The organism is Ruegeria sp. AK4, from assembly GCF_056541025.1.
The window spans coordinates 26372-42093 of record NZ_JBQFXS010000004.1 but is presented as its reverse complement, the minus strand read 5'-3'; the positions used below and the strand labels follow the sequence as shown (position 1 = coordinate 42093).

Sequence of the window (15722 nt, the reverse complement as noted above, 5' to 3'; positions counted from 1 at the left end):
GCACTATAGCCGCTAATTGGCGGGACAATGGCCTGAAGAATGTGATAGTGTAGGCTAATCTACTGAAATTCAGGTCATAGGCGATGCAAAAAGACTTTCCGGGATTGGACCGGTTCGATCAATCCATTCTAAAGGTACTTGCGGAAGATGGCCGTGTCTCGGTCGCGGACCTGGCCCGGCAGATCGGATTGTCGAAATCGCCGACACAGGCCCGCCTGAAGCGGCTTGAGGCCGAGGGGGTCATCACCGGCTACCGGGCCATGCTCGATCCGATTCGCCTTGGGCTGGACCACGTGGCCTTTGTCGAAGTGCGCTTGACGGACACCCGCGAAAAGGCGCTGAAAGAGTTCAACATGGCGGTTCGCCGGATCCCCGAGATCGAACAGGCTCATATGATTGCATCCAATTTCGACTATCTGCTCAAGGTTCGGACCGGGTCGATGTCGGAATACCGGGCGGTGCTGGCGGAAAAAATCTCGTCGCTGCCGCATGTCGCCAATACCTCGACCTTCGTGGCGATGGAGGCGGTGAAAGAGACCGGGCTGCTGGGCGCGCCCGACAGTCCGAGTTGACGGATACCGATCCAGCCCCACCATTGGGGTATGAAGCGGATGTTCCCCATGCTGGCCGTGCTCGCGGCAATCGCCACCGCCGCCGAGGCGCAGGACTGCCCCGCCGCGCCGGACCATATCGACGGTGTGGATGCGCTGATTGCGCAGGTTCAGCGGGCCGAGTCGCAAAGCGACGCCCGGGTGATCTCGCACCAGATGTGGGAGTTGTGGACGGACGCGCCCGACGCAAAATCCCAAACGCTGCTGAATCGCGGCATGGCCCGGCGCGAGGCATGGGACCTGATCGGAGCCTTGGGCGAGTTGAATCAACTGGTCGCGTATTGCCCGAACTATGCCGAGGGGTACAACCAGCGTGCCTTTGTGAACTACCTCAGACAGGATTTCGCGGCCGCCCTGATCGATCTGGACGCCGCGCTGGAATTGTCGCCAAACCACGTGGCGGCGATGATCGGCCGGGCGCTGACCCTGTTGGGCCTCAACCGTCTGGCCGAGGCGCGGGATGCCTTGACCGATGCGCTTGAGCTGAACCCGTGGCTGTCCGAACGGGCCTTGCTGGCGCCCGGAGGTCCTTTGGAAGCACCGGGACAGGACATCTGACCGCCGTAGTCGCAGATGCGCGTGAAACGCTGCCGTAAGGAACTCTGGAGGCCATTTCGGTTCCTGACGCTGTGCAGAACAAGGATCACTCAGTCCAAAACGACGAGCGGGTATTTGGCTCGCTCCAAATTTTGGTCCGAGGCGCACCGATCCGGTGTGCGTCACCAGTTCGTGTTGCACTTGAAAGATTGGTTGCGCTGGCCGCTGGATGAGAGTGCCAATTCGAGGGTGGCGACACATCTTCAAAATTCTGCAGCGCCGCCTGTTGAACCAGCCGTTCGTTGCAGGCGAAGAGAACGCGATGCTGGTTGACTAGCGCGGTGGGCAACTTGGAGCCCTCACCATGCACAAGTCCGCTATCTTTCCTGCCCAAGGATCAGGGCAAAGGCCTCGGTCCAGGCGGTGGCGAGTTCTTCGGCGGATTTGCCAAGCACCTTGCGGTTCACGCAAGAGCCTTCCAACAGGGGGAGCAAAATCAGCACGGCTTGGCCTGCCTGCAACGGCTCTACGCCCGCCCTAACCAACGAGGACTGATAAAAGGCTGCGAGGCGCGCATAGTAGGCGTCGAGTGCAGCCTGAATGTCGGACGAATGGTTTGCCGCCGCCCAGACTTCTTTGAAAATGGTCGAATAGCGGTCGAAATCCGGATGCGACAGGACCTCGAGGAACAAGCTGCGCAGCGTCGCCTTCAGATCAGCCGAACCGTCGGTGTCCCGCCTGTTCAAGTTGGCCTCGTACGGCTCAAGGAAGCGCAGCAGCAGCGCAAGCAGCAGGTCTTCGCGTGTCGCAAAATGGTATTGCAGGTTGCCCAGGCTGATCCCCGCACAAGCGGCCACCTTTCGCATAGTCAGTTCCGCATTGCCGATTTCCAGAAGCAGCGCTTCGGTCGCGTCGAGTATTAAGGTCTTGCGGTCCTGTGCGGCCATGCGGCCCCCTTTGGCAATTTTTTAACTTACGGCTGCACATACGCCTCTTGACCACCAAGGTCAATTGACCTAAATCGGTGTCAAGTTAGGTCATATGACCTAAAACCCTAAAGCTGCAAACCCCGGAAAACGCCAGTCGGTGCGGGCGTACCACGGCGTAGATCCATTGACCAAAGGACCAACCGCATGCATTTCCTCACCATTCCCTACCTTGCCCTGACGCTTGCCATTGTTTTCGAGGTGACGGGCACAGCCTTTCTCCAGAAGTCGGAACAGTTCACCCAAGCCTTGCCAACGGCGCTCATGGTCGCCTTCTACGGGCTGTCCTTTTACTTCCTGACGCTCGCGCTTAAATCGATCCCCATCGGTGTTGCCTATGCGATGTGGGCGGGGCTTGGCATCGTACTGGTCGCGCTGCTCGGGTTCGTGATTTTCGGGCAGAAGCTGGACCTTGCCGGAATTGCCGGTATCGGGCTGATTGTCACCGGGGTGGTGGTGTTGAACACGCTGTCGAGCACTGCTGCACATTGACGCTCTGAGAAACTAAGTATCTTCTTCAAAAGCTCCCCAAACCAGAGGTATCGCCGTGATCGAAGCCCTCCGCACACCCGACGAAAGATTCGAGAACCTGCCGGATTACGGTTTCACCCCGCATTATGTAGAAGACTTACCTGGTTACGAGGGCCTGCGCGGCCACAATCTGGACGAAGGTCCGCGTGACGCTGACGAGGTGTTTCTTTGCCTGCATGGCGAACCTACATGGAGCTACCTCTATCGCAAGATGATCCCGGTCTTTATGCGCGCTGGCGTGCGGGTGATCGCCCCCGACTGGCTTGGGTTCGGGCGCTCTGACAAGCCGATCGACGACGAAACCTATCATTTTGACTTTCACCGGAATTACATGCTGGCCCTGATCGCGCGGCTGGACCTGCGGAACGTCACCTTGGTCTGTCAGGATTGGGGTGGGCTTTTGGGTCTGACCCTTCCGATGGAGATGCCTGATCGTTTCAATCGCCTGCTCATCATGAACACCGCGCTTATGGCAGGCCCCGCCAACAACCCCGCTTTTGACGAATGGAAGGCAACGATCACTGCGAACCCTGATGTGCCGCTCGCGGCAGTCATGCAGAAATACGCCCCCGAGATCACCGCCGCTGAAGCCGAAGCCTATGCCGCACCCTTCCCGGATGTGCGCTACAAGGCCGGTGTGCGCCGGTTCCCGCAGATGGTCGCCACCACGATGGATGCCCCTGGCGTCGCGATCTCGCAACGCGCAGGCAAGTTCTGGTCGCAGGAATGGACAGGTGAAACCTTCATGGCAATCGGAATGCAGGACAAGATGCTCGGCCCCAACGTGATGCGCCATATGCAGACGGTGATCCGCGGCTGTCCCGAGCCGATGGAGGTTGAGCAGGCGGGACATTTCGTACAGGAACAAGGCGTTGAAGTGGCCGAGCAGGCACTGAAGGCTTTCAAGCTCTTACCCGGAACGGCAAAAACCTGACCACGGAACCTTGTGGAACAAAACCGCGAACAGGGTGGAAGCGGCAATGTTCGCGGTGCTTATTTTGACAAGGACAGTCACGTGCGCAGAGAACGTCCGGAACGAGGAGCGCGTCCCTAACCGATGCTATCCGCAACCAATCCGACACATGCGTGCAGCGATGCCCCACCCGGTATCACCCGGACTGCGAAGAGAAGCGTGACCCGACTGAGCGACACTGATCCCGTGCAACGAAGGAAAACGGGTTTGACCCAGATACCCAACCAGAAAAGCAGACATCCAAATTCAGGCTTTACTCTTTCCGAGCTACGAAAAACCGCCATCATTCGTCTTCACTAAACAGTCAGTTAATGCACAAGACTTGTTTTCAAGGTGAGGGACGCTTGCAACGCCTTCCACGGGTTTTCGATGGGCGCGAAGGGAATTCGGTTTGGGCTAACCGTCATCTTTCGGGTAGATGAATCCGTTCACCGGGTAGAAACTGCCATACCGGCCCGGATGGCTTTCGACCCGGACCAGCGTCCAATCATTGTTTTTGGACACATCCTTGACGCCCATTTTCAAGGATACCTTGTTGCGGTGCCAGTTAGCGTGGTTCACGACAACTTCACGGTCGGTGACAACATCCGAGACGACAGCCACATGGCCAAGGGGCATTCCGTGGGTTGCCCGAAACGACATGACAGCTCCGACAACCGGTTCATTGCCTCGCTGAAAGATATTATGCGCCTTGCCCCACCAGTCTTTGGCGTTGCCGCGAATTTCGATGCCGCTGAGATTGCGTGCGTAGGGCACGCACCAAACCCTTTGCCCGCGAGCCTGCTTTTTCGAAACCTCTTGCAGCGCCATCAACTGACGTTCCGGATCGATATCCGCGTCGTTTGGGTTTTGTGTGCAGGCAGAGACAAGAACAACGAGCCCCATCGCAACTGCAACGCGGGCGATGCCGGTCAGGGGCGACCAAATCGTATTCGTTTTGCGGGCGCTGTTCTGCAAGAAGCTTCATTGTCGGTTTGAGTGGTCTCGGAGTTTTACGACGATATTGCGGGTTATGAAAAGATATCTGCCAATTCCCCGGCGGGAATTTGCCTGTCCTCAGTCAGACATCGCGAAATCGAACCTTGGGCGGCAAGATGGCCTTTGGCTGGTCTCGCAAAACAAGCTGTCCAAAGTCTCGGGTAGCGGTCACTCGACGACGCTTGCATGAAATTGTCTTTTGGTCCGCTTGAGCGCCGAGAGAGCAAGCGCCAAGCGACCTCGCAGCCTCTGCTTCCCGCGAATTTCCGTTCTCTGCCAGTTCCTCTTGTTGATCAGAGGCGCTACGATCGCCGATGAGGCAACAATCGGGCATACAGATGCGAAGTTTTATCTTCCCACCGTTAACAGCGTTTTTCCTAGGCGCGATCATCAATTTTGAACCCGCAGCAGCGGCGTCACTTGGACAATACGAAGTTTTTGGCGTCGAAGACGGAGACATGCTGAAATTGCGGGCGGGGCCCGGAATAGGTTTCAATGTGATCGTCGGTCTTCCAAATGGAACCGCGTTGAGGGTTCACAGTTGCGAGCAGACCGGAGGCACCCGTTGGTGCCGGGTTTCCCTGAAGCGGGCGCGCGGGTTAAAGGGATATGTCTCTTGGGCATATCTGCGAAAAATGTGATCTAACTTTGGGCAGTCCCGGAAAACGGAACGATTGGGGCCGGTGCCAATCGGCTCAGGCTGGCTGCAGCGTGTGGTCGTTCAAAAGCAGTGTTTCAATCACGTCGCAATGAGGCCCGGCCCGAGGTTAAAAAGCGCCACCCTCCGAATGATTTGCGGCCTCGGCGCTGATATCCGGGTGGTGCCACACCAGCAACCCGATCACAGACGATGCTGCAAAGAAGGCGATCAACCCGAACGCGACTGAAAACGTACCGGTTGCGTCCAGCGCGAAGCCAGTGATGACGGGTGCCAGAAAACCAGCCAATGCAAAACCGCTATTCATAATGCCCATGCAGGTCCCCGCGCGTTGCGGCACGATGTCGGCTATGACCGCATAAAAGATCGGGTTGGCACCAAGTCCTGCGGATACAGCGATCGATATGCAGATCAGCGCGATCGGAAGACTGTCCACAAAGGCGAGCGGCAGAACGGCCAGCGCAACAAGACCGTGTAGCATTGCCATAGGATAAGTTCGCGCGATCCGAAGGGTCCTGGTTCTGATCAGCAACCAGTCCGACAAGCGCCCCACTGAATACAAGGTAACTGCCGCGGCGGCCCAGGGTATCGCAGCAGCCCATCCGATCTGTTTGAGGTCCAAGTGATAGGTCGTCCGCAGGAATTCAGGCAACCAGGTCATCACGAAAAAGATCAGATACCCAAATACAAAATAGGACCAGTAGCTGGCAAGAAGGGTTGGGGTTTTCAACAGAACCCTGAAGTCCTGGCGCGAAATCCGGTCGCTGTTGGCGGGTGCACCCGTATCCCTGCGACCTTCGTTCACAAGGTCCCGTTCGGCATCATTCACGAAACGCGATTGTTCCGGTGAATCGCTGGAAAGCCAGAGCCAGGCGGGCAACCACAGCATGCCCAGCAGGGCGAGGCCAAAGAACATGATGCGCCATCCAAACTCGACGATGACATATGTTGCCAAAGGGGCACCCACGGCCAAAGCCAGAGGGATCGCCACCAAAGCGGTGCCCATCGCGGTGGACCGTTCATGTGGCGGCAACCACCGCTCCAATACCCGCGAATGCGCCGGAAAGGACGGCCCTTCGGCGAGCCCAAGTGCCATACGCGCGCAATAAAGCATCGCGAAACCCGTCGCCGCGCCGGTCCAGCCAATTGCAACGGACCAGAGCAAAACCGCGAGCGTAAACGTCCTGCGGGCTCCAAATCGATCTGCGAGATAACCGCCGGGCAGCGTGGTAAGAAAATACCCGATGCCGAATGCACCTAGCACCAAACCCAGGTGAGAAGCCGACAGGCTGAACTCACTTTGAATGGCATGAGCCGCGTAGGAAATCGCCGAGCGGTCGACATAGTTAATCGTGTTGATCAAAAACAAAAGGACAATGATGGTCCAGCGAAACCGGGTCGCAGGAACAGATGCATTGGTCATGACGTTGCTCCGCCAAGTAATATCCAACGTTCTCGGAGTGTAGACGGTGCCAAAGCGCTTTGCCAAGCAATACCACGGATGCCTGCGACGGTCCCCTTGCCGGACGGGTGAGGCATCGCAGCGCTGATTGCGGGTGTCAAACGACTGTCTCACGGAAGCGCCGCGCTGCCTTCGAAATCGGCTCCGAACCCAATGCTGAATTCAAATTTGAATTCATGAGTCTGGACAGCCCTTTTCACGCTTTAGTGGATCAAAAAAACTTGTGGCAGCGACTCGATCCTTCAGAAAAGCTTATACTGGTCGAGTCGAAGGCACCTGATGCTGCAGTACCCATGTGGCGACCGTCTGGGTTTATTCTGATGCAAATTGAAGGAACGAACAGATGTCATTTAGACTTTTCGGATCAGTAGTTGTCGCTGGCACCACGATCATCGCAGCTTCTTCGACCGCACAGGAAATTGCCGACACGATCTATTCGGGCGGACCAATCCTGACGATCAACGATGAACAGCCGACCGTCGAGGCTGTAGCCGTCAAGGACGGACGCATTCTGGCGGTCGGTGGTCTGACAGAGGTTATGAGCAAGCAGGGAGATGCCACCGAACTGTTCGACTTGGATGGCCGGGCGATGCTTCCGGGGTTTGTCGACAGTCATGGGCACGTAGTGTTTGGCGGATTGCAAGCGCTCTCAGCCAATTTGCTGGCCCCGCCTGACGGCAAGGTCACGGACATTGCAAGTCTACAAGAGACGTTGCGCGTATGGGTTGAAGAAAACACCGACGCTGTCGAACGCGCAGGTGTTGTCATCGGGTTTGGCTACGATAACGCTCAACTCGCTGAGCTGCGGCATCCAACCCGCGGAGAGTTGGACGCAGTATCAACTGACCTGCCAATTATCATTGTGCATCAATCCGGGCACATCGGGGTCGCCAACTCCAGGGCGCTGGAACTTGTGGGGTTTGATGCGTCCACGCCGGATCCTGCCGGTGGCATCATTCAGCGAGACGCAAATAGAGAGCCAAACGGAGTTCTTGAGGAATATGCGTTCTTCGGCGCGCTTGTTCCAATTCTGGGTCAACTTGGCCCGGATGCCCTGTTGGCCTTCGCCGAGGCAGGCGCGGAGCTCTGGGCCAGTTTTGGCTATACGACGGCTCAAGACGGGCGTTCTTCTGCAGAAGTGGTGGAAGCCCTCAAAGCCGTGGCCGCCGAAGGCAAAATCCCGATCGATGTCGTGGCGTTTCCAGACGTGTTGGAGGCACAAGACTACATCGCTGAAAACACTTCATCCGAATACGCAGACGGTATCCGCGTTGGCGGCTGTAAATTGACCATCGATGGGTCACCGCAAGGCTTCACGGCGCTTCGGGATCGACCCTATTACGATCCGGTAGGTGACTATCCCGCGGGCTACGCTGGCTATGCCGCCGTAACGATGGAGCAGGTGCAGGAGGCTGTGAACTGGTGCTACGAGCACGGTTTCCAGATCATCACGCACGCCAATGGCGAAGGTGCTTCGGACATGCTGATCGCGGCGCTGGAGGTTGCTCAAGCCAATTTCGGCGACCCGGGAAACCGCCCGGTACTGATCCACGGTCAGTTCATGCGTGAAGATCAGGTGGATGCATATAAACGCCTTGGCGTGTTTCCGTCGCTTTTTCCGATGCACACGTTTTACTGGGGTGATTGGCATCGTGATCACACGGTTGGACCGGTCAACGCAGACAATATTTCGCCCACAGGCTGGCTCGCAGAACGGGACATGATGTTCGGGTCGCACCATGATGCTCCGGTGGCGTTCCCCGACAGCATGCGCATACTCGATGCGACCGTTACACGCCGGACCCGCTCCGGAGACATTCTTGGGCCACACCAACGCGTTGACGTAATGACGGCCTTGAAGGCTTTGACAATCTGGCCAGCGTGGCAGCATTTCGAGGAAGATCAAAAAGGCTCAATCGAGGTCGGGAAGCTCGCGGATTTTGTTCTGTTGGCGCAAGACCCCACCGCCATTGATCCTGAAAAACTGGATCAGAACCGGGTCGTTGCCACCATTAAAGAAGATGAAACGATCTACGAGGAAGGAATACGCGAAGGGCGTCTGAACTACGAACCACGCGGCAATGGCAGCGATCCCTATGCGGATTTCCTGCGGTCGTTCGCAATTGCCCAAGAAATGCAGAAATCGCCCGGTGCGTTGAGCCGAATGCGGCCATCGGTTCTGGCCCGAGCACCGCATTCAGGCGCCTGCGTGGTCCGCACTTTGGGCGACATCGTCACTGCATCGCTTGTCGCGCCGACCGAAGGCAACCAATAGCTAAAAACGCGTGGAGTTTGTCGTAACAAACAGAACGGGCTGAGGGCTTCCTGCATTGAGTTAGTTCGACGGACCTCAGATATGGCGTTCGCAGCGAACATTGGGTCAAACGGGCCGGTGTCAATATCGCTCAATCCCGCCCTTCAATGACAAGTTCCACAGCGGCATGAACACCGTCTGCGGTCGCAGTGGGTCTCGGTTCATAACGCGCCTCGTCACCAGCTTGGTACTTTCCGGTTCGAACCAGAACAGCCGCGCCCAAGCCTGCCTTCAAAGCGCCCGCGATATCGCTTTCGGCATCATCGCCAATCATCGTGACGTCAGCAGGCTCTAGCCCCATGCTTTGCGCGGCAGAGTGGAAGAACGCTGGCGAAGGCTTCCCAAACAAAAAAGCATTTTTACCGCTCGAATACTCAAGCGCCCGGACGAAAGCGCCAGCATCCAGGCTCAATTCACCGTCTGCATCACGAAATACCCTGTTCGACGCCAATGCAAGAAAGGGAGCCCCGTCTTTGATCAGGCGAAAGGCCGCGTTCAACCGTTCATAGGTGAAGAAGCAGCCAGCATCGCCAACGATGACCGCTTGGGGACCGGATCTCGGGCACGCTGCAAAATCCTCTTCCAGATCCGGATGGATCAGCAGATGTGGCGCAAAACCGTTTTCCTCTAACCAAGCACAGGCTGCCGCCGCTGGTGTGAGGATTTCGGTGGCATCCGCGTCTATTCCAAAGCTCTGTAGCTTATCCAGAATAACGCGCTTCGGTCGTCGGGTGGAATTTGTCAGAAAGCGAACCGGAAGTCCTGTGTTGCGAATGGTTGCGACAGCCTCTGCAGCGCCCGGCAGCGGCTTGTCACCCTGATACAGAACACCTGCGATATCAAACAGAACGCCTTTGCTCACACCTACCTCTTAAACTACGAAAACCCTTTCTCTCGGGTCAATTTGCCCAAGCGATGGTTCGCTCTTGACGCCCACTTAGCCATCACATAGGAAAGCGAAACATTGAGCGGGTATAGCTTAATGGTAAAGCCCCTGCCTTCCAAGCAATGATGACCAGTTTCATGGTGTTGCTTGGACTTTCTAACAGTTTCATTTCATTTAAATATTAGTCATACCGTGTTGCATGGCGTATCATTGCGTATCAATCCAGTTCCGACAAAAAGCTGACAAAATGCCAAAGCTCACAGAGACATTCGCACGCAAGGTTCCGCAGACAAAAAGCGGTACCGCCAAGCACTGGGATGTCGAGGTAAAGGGGCTTGTTCTCTTCGTGGGGAAACAGTCGAAAACCTGGTATTTCCAGAAAGACGTTGGAGGGCAAACCCGACGGGTTTTAATCGGGCGCTACCCCCTGATTTCTGCGGACGTCGCACGCCAAACTGCTTTGGGTTTTGCGTTGGACTGGGGCAGGGGAGCGGGCAAGCGCATACAGATCGGCGCGCCAACGCTTGAGACGGCAATGGAAACCTATCTGGCACGTCCCAAGCTTCGGTCTGAGGCCCACCGATCCGGTGTGCGTCAGCAGTTCGAGCTTCATTTGAAAGATTGGCTGCGCCTGCCGCTGGACGAGATCACCAAGTCGATGGTCGTTGAGCGTCACAGATCCATGGCTGCAACGCCATCTTCAGCAAATCATACTCTAAAGTACTTTCGGACAGTCTGGAACCATGCGCGGCGCGTACATGATCTGCCGGAAAGCCCGACGATGGCCATCGAGTGGTATCAGGAGCAACCAAACGGTTCGATCATCGAGGACTTGAGCGCATGGCGCGAGGCCGTGGATGATCTCTACAACCCCATCCACAAGGTCTTCTACGAATTGCTCTTGTTCACAGGCTTTCGCAAAACCGAGGCACTGACGCTTGAATGGAAGAATGTGCACGAAGATCACATCCATTTGCCGATGACCAAGAACGGGCGCAGTTTTGATCTTCCCATCTCACAGGTTCATCACGAGATATTGGCACCACTGCGCGGTCTGCATCGTCAATGGGTGTTTCCCTCGCCCAAATCGCCCAGCGGGCATTTGAAGGGACCCGAGCGTCTGCAATGGTCCATTCATTCCCATCGCCGGACATTTGCGACGGTCGCCATGGAGGCTGGAATACTGGAAGAGATTGTGGGGCGCCTGCTCAATCACACACCGCTGTCAATCACCGGTCAGCGCTACGTGAAGCCGTCGCTCGACGCACTCAGACCAGCTATGGAAACAGTGTGTGACGAACTGAGCGCTCGCAGTGAGCGATCTTATGACCGAGGTGTTCTATAGTGAAAACTTCGTTTGTAGTGAGGAAAGCAAAAATAGGCATGGTCGATCAAAAAGTGATGCTCGATGATGACGGGATGGTTCTGCTGGGGAACGCGTTGTTGCTTGGCTACCTACACGCGATGGTGTACCGCCGACGAAACGGGCTGCTAGATCAGGAAATTCGAATTGACCGAAATGAATACTCGGAACGAAGGCAACTGCACGAAGTGCTCGAATTGGCTGGCGCTTACCAAGATTTACTTTCAGGACCCATCAACTCATCAGGCGAAAAACAAGCCGTGCGAATTCCTGAGTTCGACGACAATATCCTGAGGCTTGCAGCCAGTGACAGGCCAATCGCAAGACTTCGATTGGCAGACTTGGAGTTTCCGGCATCATTTCCGCAGCTAAATTCGATCGAGGAGCAATTGGCGCCTTTGAGCGCCTACGAACTTCGAAGACCTTTGTCTTTGCTGGGCCCAACAGATTTTACCCGGTTTTTGAAGGATATTGTCATTTCATATTTTCAGGGCACCGACAGTGTCATGTTGAATAATGCATCTGCAAATCCGGGTTCGCAAACACGTTCCGTTGGCTTGACTGCAGCAACAAAGAGATACCTCGATGCTGAGGAAGTAACTGCCGGCGGCGGGCCAAGAACTGGGTGTGACATCAAGGCAGAAAACATGGCGGCCAAATGCTTGGCTGGCTTGGAATTAGACTACCCTCATTGCCGAATGAAGAAACGCGTCGCAGTCAACGCGTTTCAGGAACTTGGTTTTTCTGAAATCGCTTCGCGTCGTATCTGGGCAAGCGGAGCGCCAAAGGCATGGAAAAAAAGTGGTAGAATTAGGAATGACCAACCTTTGATTTCTGCCAACACATTGATTGATTGTTATAAAAAACAGAAACCCCAGTAGTTTTTTAAACAGTGAGTATATTATTGAGTACCGATGCTTGTCATCTTCATTGCACAGCGAAACGCAACAGGATGATACATCATGCAGCTAACAGCCTTACCTCCCGATCTTTTGCTAACACGCTCAGAAGTCGAGGTGCATTTCGGGCTTTCCCGACGCTTTCTCGAGGTTAACGCAAACCGATTTGGGGGACCGCCAATGATAAAAATCGGTCGGAGCGTCAGGTACAGAGTTTCTGATCTAAGGGACTGGATTGACCAAAACCGCGTCGTAGTTGGCAGTTCAAGACGAGGGACAGAAGATGCGTAAGTTCGACAAGAACGGCAATAAGACTTTTGACCATGGAACTTATGTTCGCCGAGTAATCCTTGAGACAGAAGCATGGCGAGCCATGACACCCAAAGCCCAAATGCTCTACATCTGGCTTCGCTTGGAGTGGAAAGGTGCGAGATACAACAATAACGGAAAGATAAAGCTGAGTTGTCGGCAAGCGGCACACCGCCTGGGCGTTGGCGTCAATACGGCGATGAACGCATTCCATGAACTCCAGGCTAAAGGCTTCATTGTTGTTACAAGACTTGGTGCGCTTGGTGTGGAGGGTGAAGCACGTGGACCGTCATATGAGTTAACTGAAATTGGAACAGCAAATGCGCTCCCCAAGCTGCTGTTTTGCAAATGGCCAGAACACGGTGATTTTGAGGTTCTGCGTCACCAACGATCGGGTGGATAAAATGAAGAAAATCCTAAACCACGTAACTAAATTCAAGACATTGCCATATCCGAAACGGTGACGATGAATTGAAACCTGTCTCCCATTTGGTGCTCTATTGTCTCGAGTCTTGTGACGTTTGGCTTGTATTACAGCAGCGCTCCGTCGCGAATATCGCGACATCCTTATTACCATAGCCAGTAGCTTGGAAAGTTTGGTTGCAGGATAGTAGGTTTCATCTTTGAGCAGATAAATTTGGTGCCCGGGTGAGGGGGCGGGTAAAAGTCTGCATTACGTTTTCGGCTAGACCCGCCCTCCAATCATTCGGGGATTTTTTTTCGACAGGGAATGCTTTCTAGAGCTAGAGAGGCGAAAGATGATCCCTGTGTCGCAAAAAACCATTTCTAATCAATGTATTGCCTGTTTGTTGTCCTGGAGCGGGCAGATATTTTTGAGATTTTTTTGTTTTGGTGCATGCAGCTCGCTGCCTTTCGCGTGAGCAAGCAATGCGTCCTATACCGGACATTGATTGAATTGTGGTCAATGTCTTCACTGCGGAGATAGTGTTGAAAAAGTCAGAATTTCCTGGCTCTTAGTTTTCCGCAAAAATTCAGAACATGAGAAAAGTCGTGTCGGTTTGCGCTCAACAGGTCATGAGCGCCACATACAGCGCCGCATTGATGATTTGGCCGACCCTCTGGCCGAAATCTCGTGACGTCGATCCATGGCCTGCTTTTCCACTGGCTTTCGCCAAAAACTGACTTTTTCAACACTATCCGAACAATGTGTAAATTGGGAGCAGCAGGGCGAGTGTTGGCTCTCGCAGAGCTCAAGCTATCAACTATTCCTCCTACTTTGGCTCGGAAGTGCCAAGAGACCCGCGCCAATTATGACCAGAATACCAATCAAACCCAAGGAGTTGGGCAGCTCCGCGAAAAACAAACCGCCCCAGATCAGACTGAACACGAGATAGCTGTAGTCGAAAGCTGCGACTGTATTGGGTGGCCCGAGCTGGTAGGCAACCGCTGCTCCAACACTGCCGATCAAGATAAACCCCGCGAGCGCCATAAGCGTGACCAGCAGTCGCAAGTCTACCATCTGCCATGGGCCGAGAATAAACGATCCATCTTGTCCAGCAAAAGCGCCTAGGACAGCCCCGCTGACTATGAACGCAACATTCAACACAAGTGCCAGACTGAATGGATCATCGTCGCGGCATTTGACCGATGTCAGCACCATTGCACCGGCATAAAGACCGGCTGCGATGATCGGCATGAGCGTTCCGAGCGCAAGATCTGATGTATCAGGTTGGATAATGAGCAGCACTCCAATGAAGCCTGCCGCGATTGCGAAGATGGCGCGGTGCCGAGGCCAACGGCCCGCAACGCTTGCAGCCAACGCGACGATGAAAAGCGGGCCCGTGTAGTAGGCCGCCGCTGCCAGCGATAAGGGCATAAGCGGCAAAGCTGAGTAATAGCTCAACCACATGAGCACGAGCAGAATGCCGCGAAGGACGGCCCAAGCAGGATTCTCCAGTCTTATCCCTCCGCGACGGTGTGTTAGCCACCAGAGCATGGGCACGACCATGCATGACCGCAAAATGAACATTTGCCACAACGGAAGCGACAGCCCGGTTCCTTTGATCAGCGCGTCGCCGAGAGAGAGAGCAGCAACGGCGGCAATGATCGCGAAGATGGCGAGACTGGTCTGGCTTTTGGTTGTCGTCAACGTCATCTCGGCTACCGATCTCCATTACACTATTGACCAGAAAGCATGTATGCTCTCATGTGAAAAAGGAATTTTTCACCCATTTGCATGACTAAAAGGAATGGATTTCCGACCATGTCACATCCCCCTCTCTCTCGTCTTCGACCATTCGAAGCTGCGGCTCGTTATGAGAGCTTTTCCAGTGCAGCGGAGGAACTTGGGATGACACAGACAGCGGTGAGCAAGCAGATCGCTGCATTGGAGCGGGAGTTAGGCGTCACGCTCTTCGAGCGACGCAACCGTGCTGTATTTCTGACCGATGCCGGGCGGCGGCTTGGCAGGGTCGTTGGCGCGGCTCTGTCCGATATCACAACCGAGGTAGCCGCAATTCAGGGAAAGCGTCGGTCTGCTGAACTGATTTTGCACTGCCAACTATGTGAAGCGTTCTACTGGCTTATGCCGCGTCTGGCCCGATTTCACGAACGCCACCCAGGTGTTGAACTGCGCGTCGTTAGCAGCCTCAATCCACTGACCGAAACCTCCGAGGCATTTGACGTGGCCATGCAGACATCTGGCCGCGCTTCGGGGTCGGCCCGTTTGGCCTTTACGGCAGCGGATGACATTTTTCCGGTTTGTGCTCCGTCGCTGGTCGCGGACGCAAAGCTACCTCTTAAGCCGAATGAGGTTGGACGGTTTCCGTTATTAGTCCATGCTGTCATGCCGCAAGATTGGGCAGGCTGGGACGACTGGTTCGAAGCTGTCAGCGTCGACACGGCCAATCGTCCCAAATATGTGTCGTTTGATAGCTATCCACTAGTTCTCCAAGCTGCTGTAGCCGGTCAAGGCATCGCTCTCGGTTGGGGCAGAACCACCGAGGGGATGATTGCAGAAGGCAAGCTCATAAGACCTTGTAACGAAACGATCGCTCGCCCGACGGAAATTTCCGTCTTTCGCGGTGGATCCCGTCACGTTCACCCAAACACCGATCAGCTTATCGAGTGGCTGGGCGAAGAATTGAACGAATAGCAGTCCATAGTACTGTACGCAGCATTCAGAACTATGGGCTCAGAACGGACTTTAGCGCGGGTGCAGCAAGGCGCGGCAGCGGCCTCGATGATGCTGGCTT

15 protein-coding genes are annotated in these 15722 nt (G+C 55.2%); 10 read left to right on the top strand and 5 right to left on the bottom strand.

Annotation, left to right across the window (positions count from 1 at the left end; all coding sequences use genetic code 11):
- The first annotated feature begins 83 nt into the window (after positions 1-83).
- Together ACR0EZ_RS09200 and ACR0EZ_RS09195 are read left to right on the top strand one after the other, a co-directional pair.
- On the top strand, positions 84-572 hold the full coding sequence (locus ACR0EZ_RS09200; protein WP_480612450.1) for an Lrp/AsnC family transcriptional regulator: 489 nt from the start codon (positions 84-86) through the stop codon (positions 570-572).
- A gap of 30 nt (positions 573-602) precedes the next feature.
- Positions 603-1169 (top strand): tetratricopeptide repeat protein, encoded by a 567-nt coding sequence (locus ACR0EZ_RS09195; RefSeq protein ID WP_480612449.1) that lies wholly within the window; start codon positions 603-605, stop codon positions 1167-1169.
- Between the two features lie 356 nt (positions 1170-1525).
- Here the strand turns inward: ACR0EZ_RS09195 and ACR0EZ_RS09190 are convergent, their stop codons facing one another.
- Positions 1526-2095, bottom strand: a complete 570-nt coding sequence (locus tag ACR0EZ_RS09190) for a TetR/AcrR family transcriptional regulator (RefSeq protein ID WP_480612448.1) — start codon at positions 2093-2095, stop codon at positions 1526-1528.
- Positions 2096-2281: 186 nt separating this feature from the next.
- On the opposite strand from ACR0EZ_RS09190, the gene ACR0EZ_RS09185 reads away from it, so the two are divergent.
- The gene (locus ACR0EZ_RS09185) at positions 2282-2626 is read left to right on the top strand and encodes a DMT family transporter (RefSeq protein WP_480612447.1); all 345 of its coding nucleotides are present in this window, start codon (positions 2282-2284) and stop codon (positions 2624-2626) included.
- A 55-nt stretch (positions 2627-2681) separates the two neighbouring features.
- On the top strand, positions 2682-3599 hold the full coding sequence (locus tag ACR0EZ_RS09180) for a haloalkane dehalogenase (RefSeq protein ID WP_480612446.1): 918 nt from the start codon (positions 2682-2684) through the stop codon (positions 3597-3599).
- A gap of 435 nt (positions 3600-4034) precedes the next feature.
- On the opposite strand, the gene ACR0EZ_RS09175 is transcribed toward ACR0EZ_RS09180, so the two are convergent.
- Complete coding sequence (locus ACR0EZ_RS09175) at positions 4035-4595, bottom strand: CHAP domain-containing protein (RefSeq protein ID WP_480612445.1); 561 nt, start codon at positions 4593-4595, stop codon at positions 4035-4037.
- A gap of 359 nt (positions 4596-4954) precedes the next feature.
- On the opposite strand from ACR0EZ_RS09175, the gene ACR0EZ_RS09170 reads away from it, so the two are divergent.
- Positions 4955-5257 (top strand): SH3 domain-containing protein, encoded by a 303-nt coding sequence (locus ACR0EZ_RS09170; RefSeq protein WP_480612753.1) that lies wholly within the window; start codon positions 4955-4957, stop codon positions 5255-5257.
- Positions 5258-5383: 126 nt separating this feature from the next.
- Here the strand turns inward: ACR0EZ_RS09170 and ACR0EZ_RS09165 are convergent, their stop codons facing one another.
- Positions 5384-6697, bottom strand: coding sequence for an MFS transporter (locus tag ACR0EZ_RS09165; protein WP_480612444.1), 1314 nt, complete (start codon positions 6695-6697; stop codon positions 5384-5386).
- A gap of 382 nt (positions 6698-7079) precedes the next feature.
- On the opposite strand from ACR0EZ_RS09165, the gene ACR0EZ_RS09160 reads away from it, so the two are divergent.
- Positions 7080-9011, top strand: coding sequence for an amidohydrolase (locus tag ACR0EZ_RS09160; RefSeq protein ID WP_480612443.1), 1932 nt, complete (start codon positions 7080-7082; stop codon positions 9009-9011).
- A gap of 130 nt (positions 9012-9141) precedes the next feature.
- Here ACR0EZ_RS09160 and ACR0EZ_RS09155 read toward each other — a convergent pair whose 3' ends face one another.
- Positions 9142-9912 (bottom strand): TIGR01458 family HAD-type hydrolase, encoded by a 771-nt coding sequence (locus tag ACR0EZ_RS09155; RefSeq protein ID WP_480612442.1) that lies wholly within the window; start codon positions 9910-9912, stop codon positions 9142-9144.
- 271 nt (positions 9913-10183) lie between these two features.
- Between ACR0EZ_RS09155 and ACR0EZ_RS09150 the strand changes: the two genes are divergently transcribed.
- The 3 genes from ACR0EZ_RS09150 to ACR0EZ_RS09140 all read left to right on the top strand — a co-directional run bounded on the left by ACR0EZ_RS09150 (position 10184) and on the right by ACR0EZ_RS09140 (position 12910).
- On the top strand, positions 10184-11281 hold the full coding sequence (locus ACR0EZ_RS09150) for a tyrosine-type recombinase/integrase (RefSeq protein WP_480612751.1): 1098 nt from the start codon (positions 10184-10186) through the stop codon (positions 11279-11281).
- Positions 11281-12180, top strand: a complete 900-nt coding sequence (locus tag ACR0EZ_RS09145; RefSeq protein ID WP_480612441.1) for a hypothetical protein — start codon at positions 11281-11283, stop codon at positions 12178-12180. Before ACR0EZ_RS09150 ends, ACR0EZ_RS09145 begins: the two co-directional genes overlap by 1 nt.
- 301 nt (positions 12181-12481) lie before the next feature.
- A complete protein-coding gene (locus ACR0EZ_RS09140; protein WP_480612440.1) occupies positions 12482-12910 on the top strand; it encodes a hypothetical protein in 429 nt (142 codons plus the stop codon).
- 816 nt (positions 12911-13726) lie between these two features.
- Here the strand turns inward: ACR0EZ_RS09140 and ACR0EZ_RS09135 are convergent.
- A complete protein-coding gene (locus ACR0EZ_RS09135; protein ID WP_480612439.1) occupies positions 13727-14623 on the bottom strand; it encodes a DMT family transporter in 897 nt (298 codons plus the stop codon).
- 81 nt (positions 14624-14704) lie between these two features.
- Between ACR0EZ_RS09135 and ACR0EZ_RS09130 the strand changes: the two genes are divergently transcribed.
- Positions 14705-15622, top strand: coding sequence for a LysR family transcriptional regulator (locus tag ACR0EZ_RS09130; RefSeq protein WP_480612438.1), 918 nt, complete (start codon positions 14705-14707; stop codon positions 15620-15622).
- Positions 15623-15722: the final 100 nt, after the last annotated feature.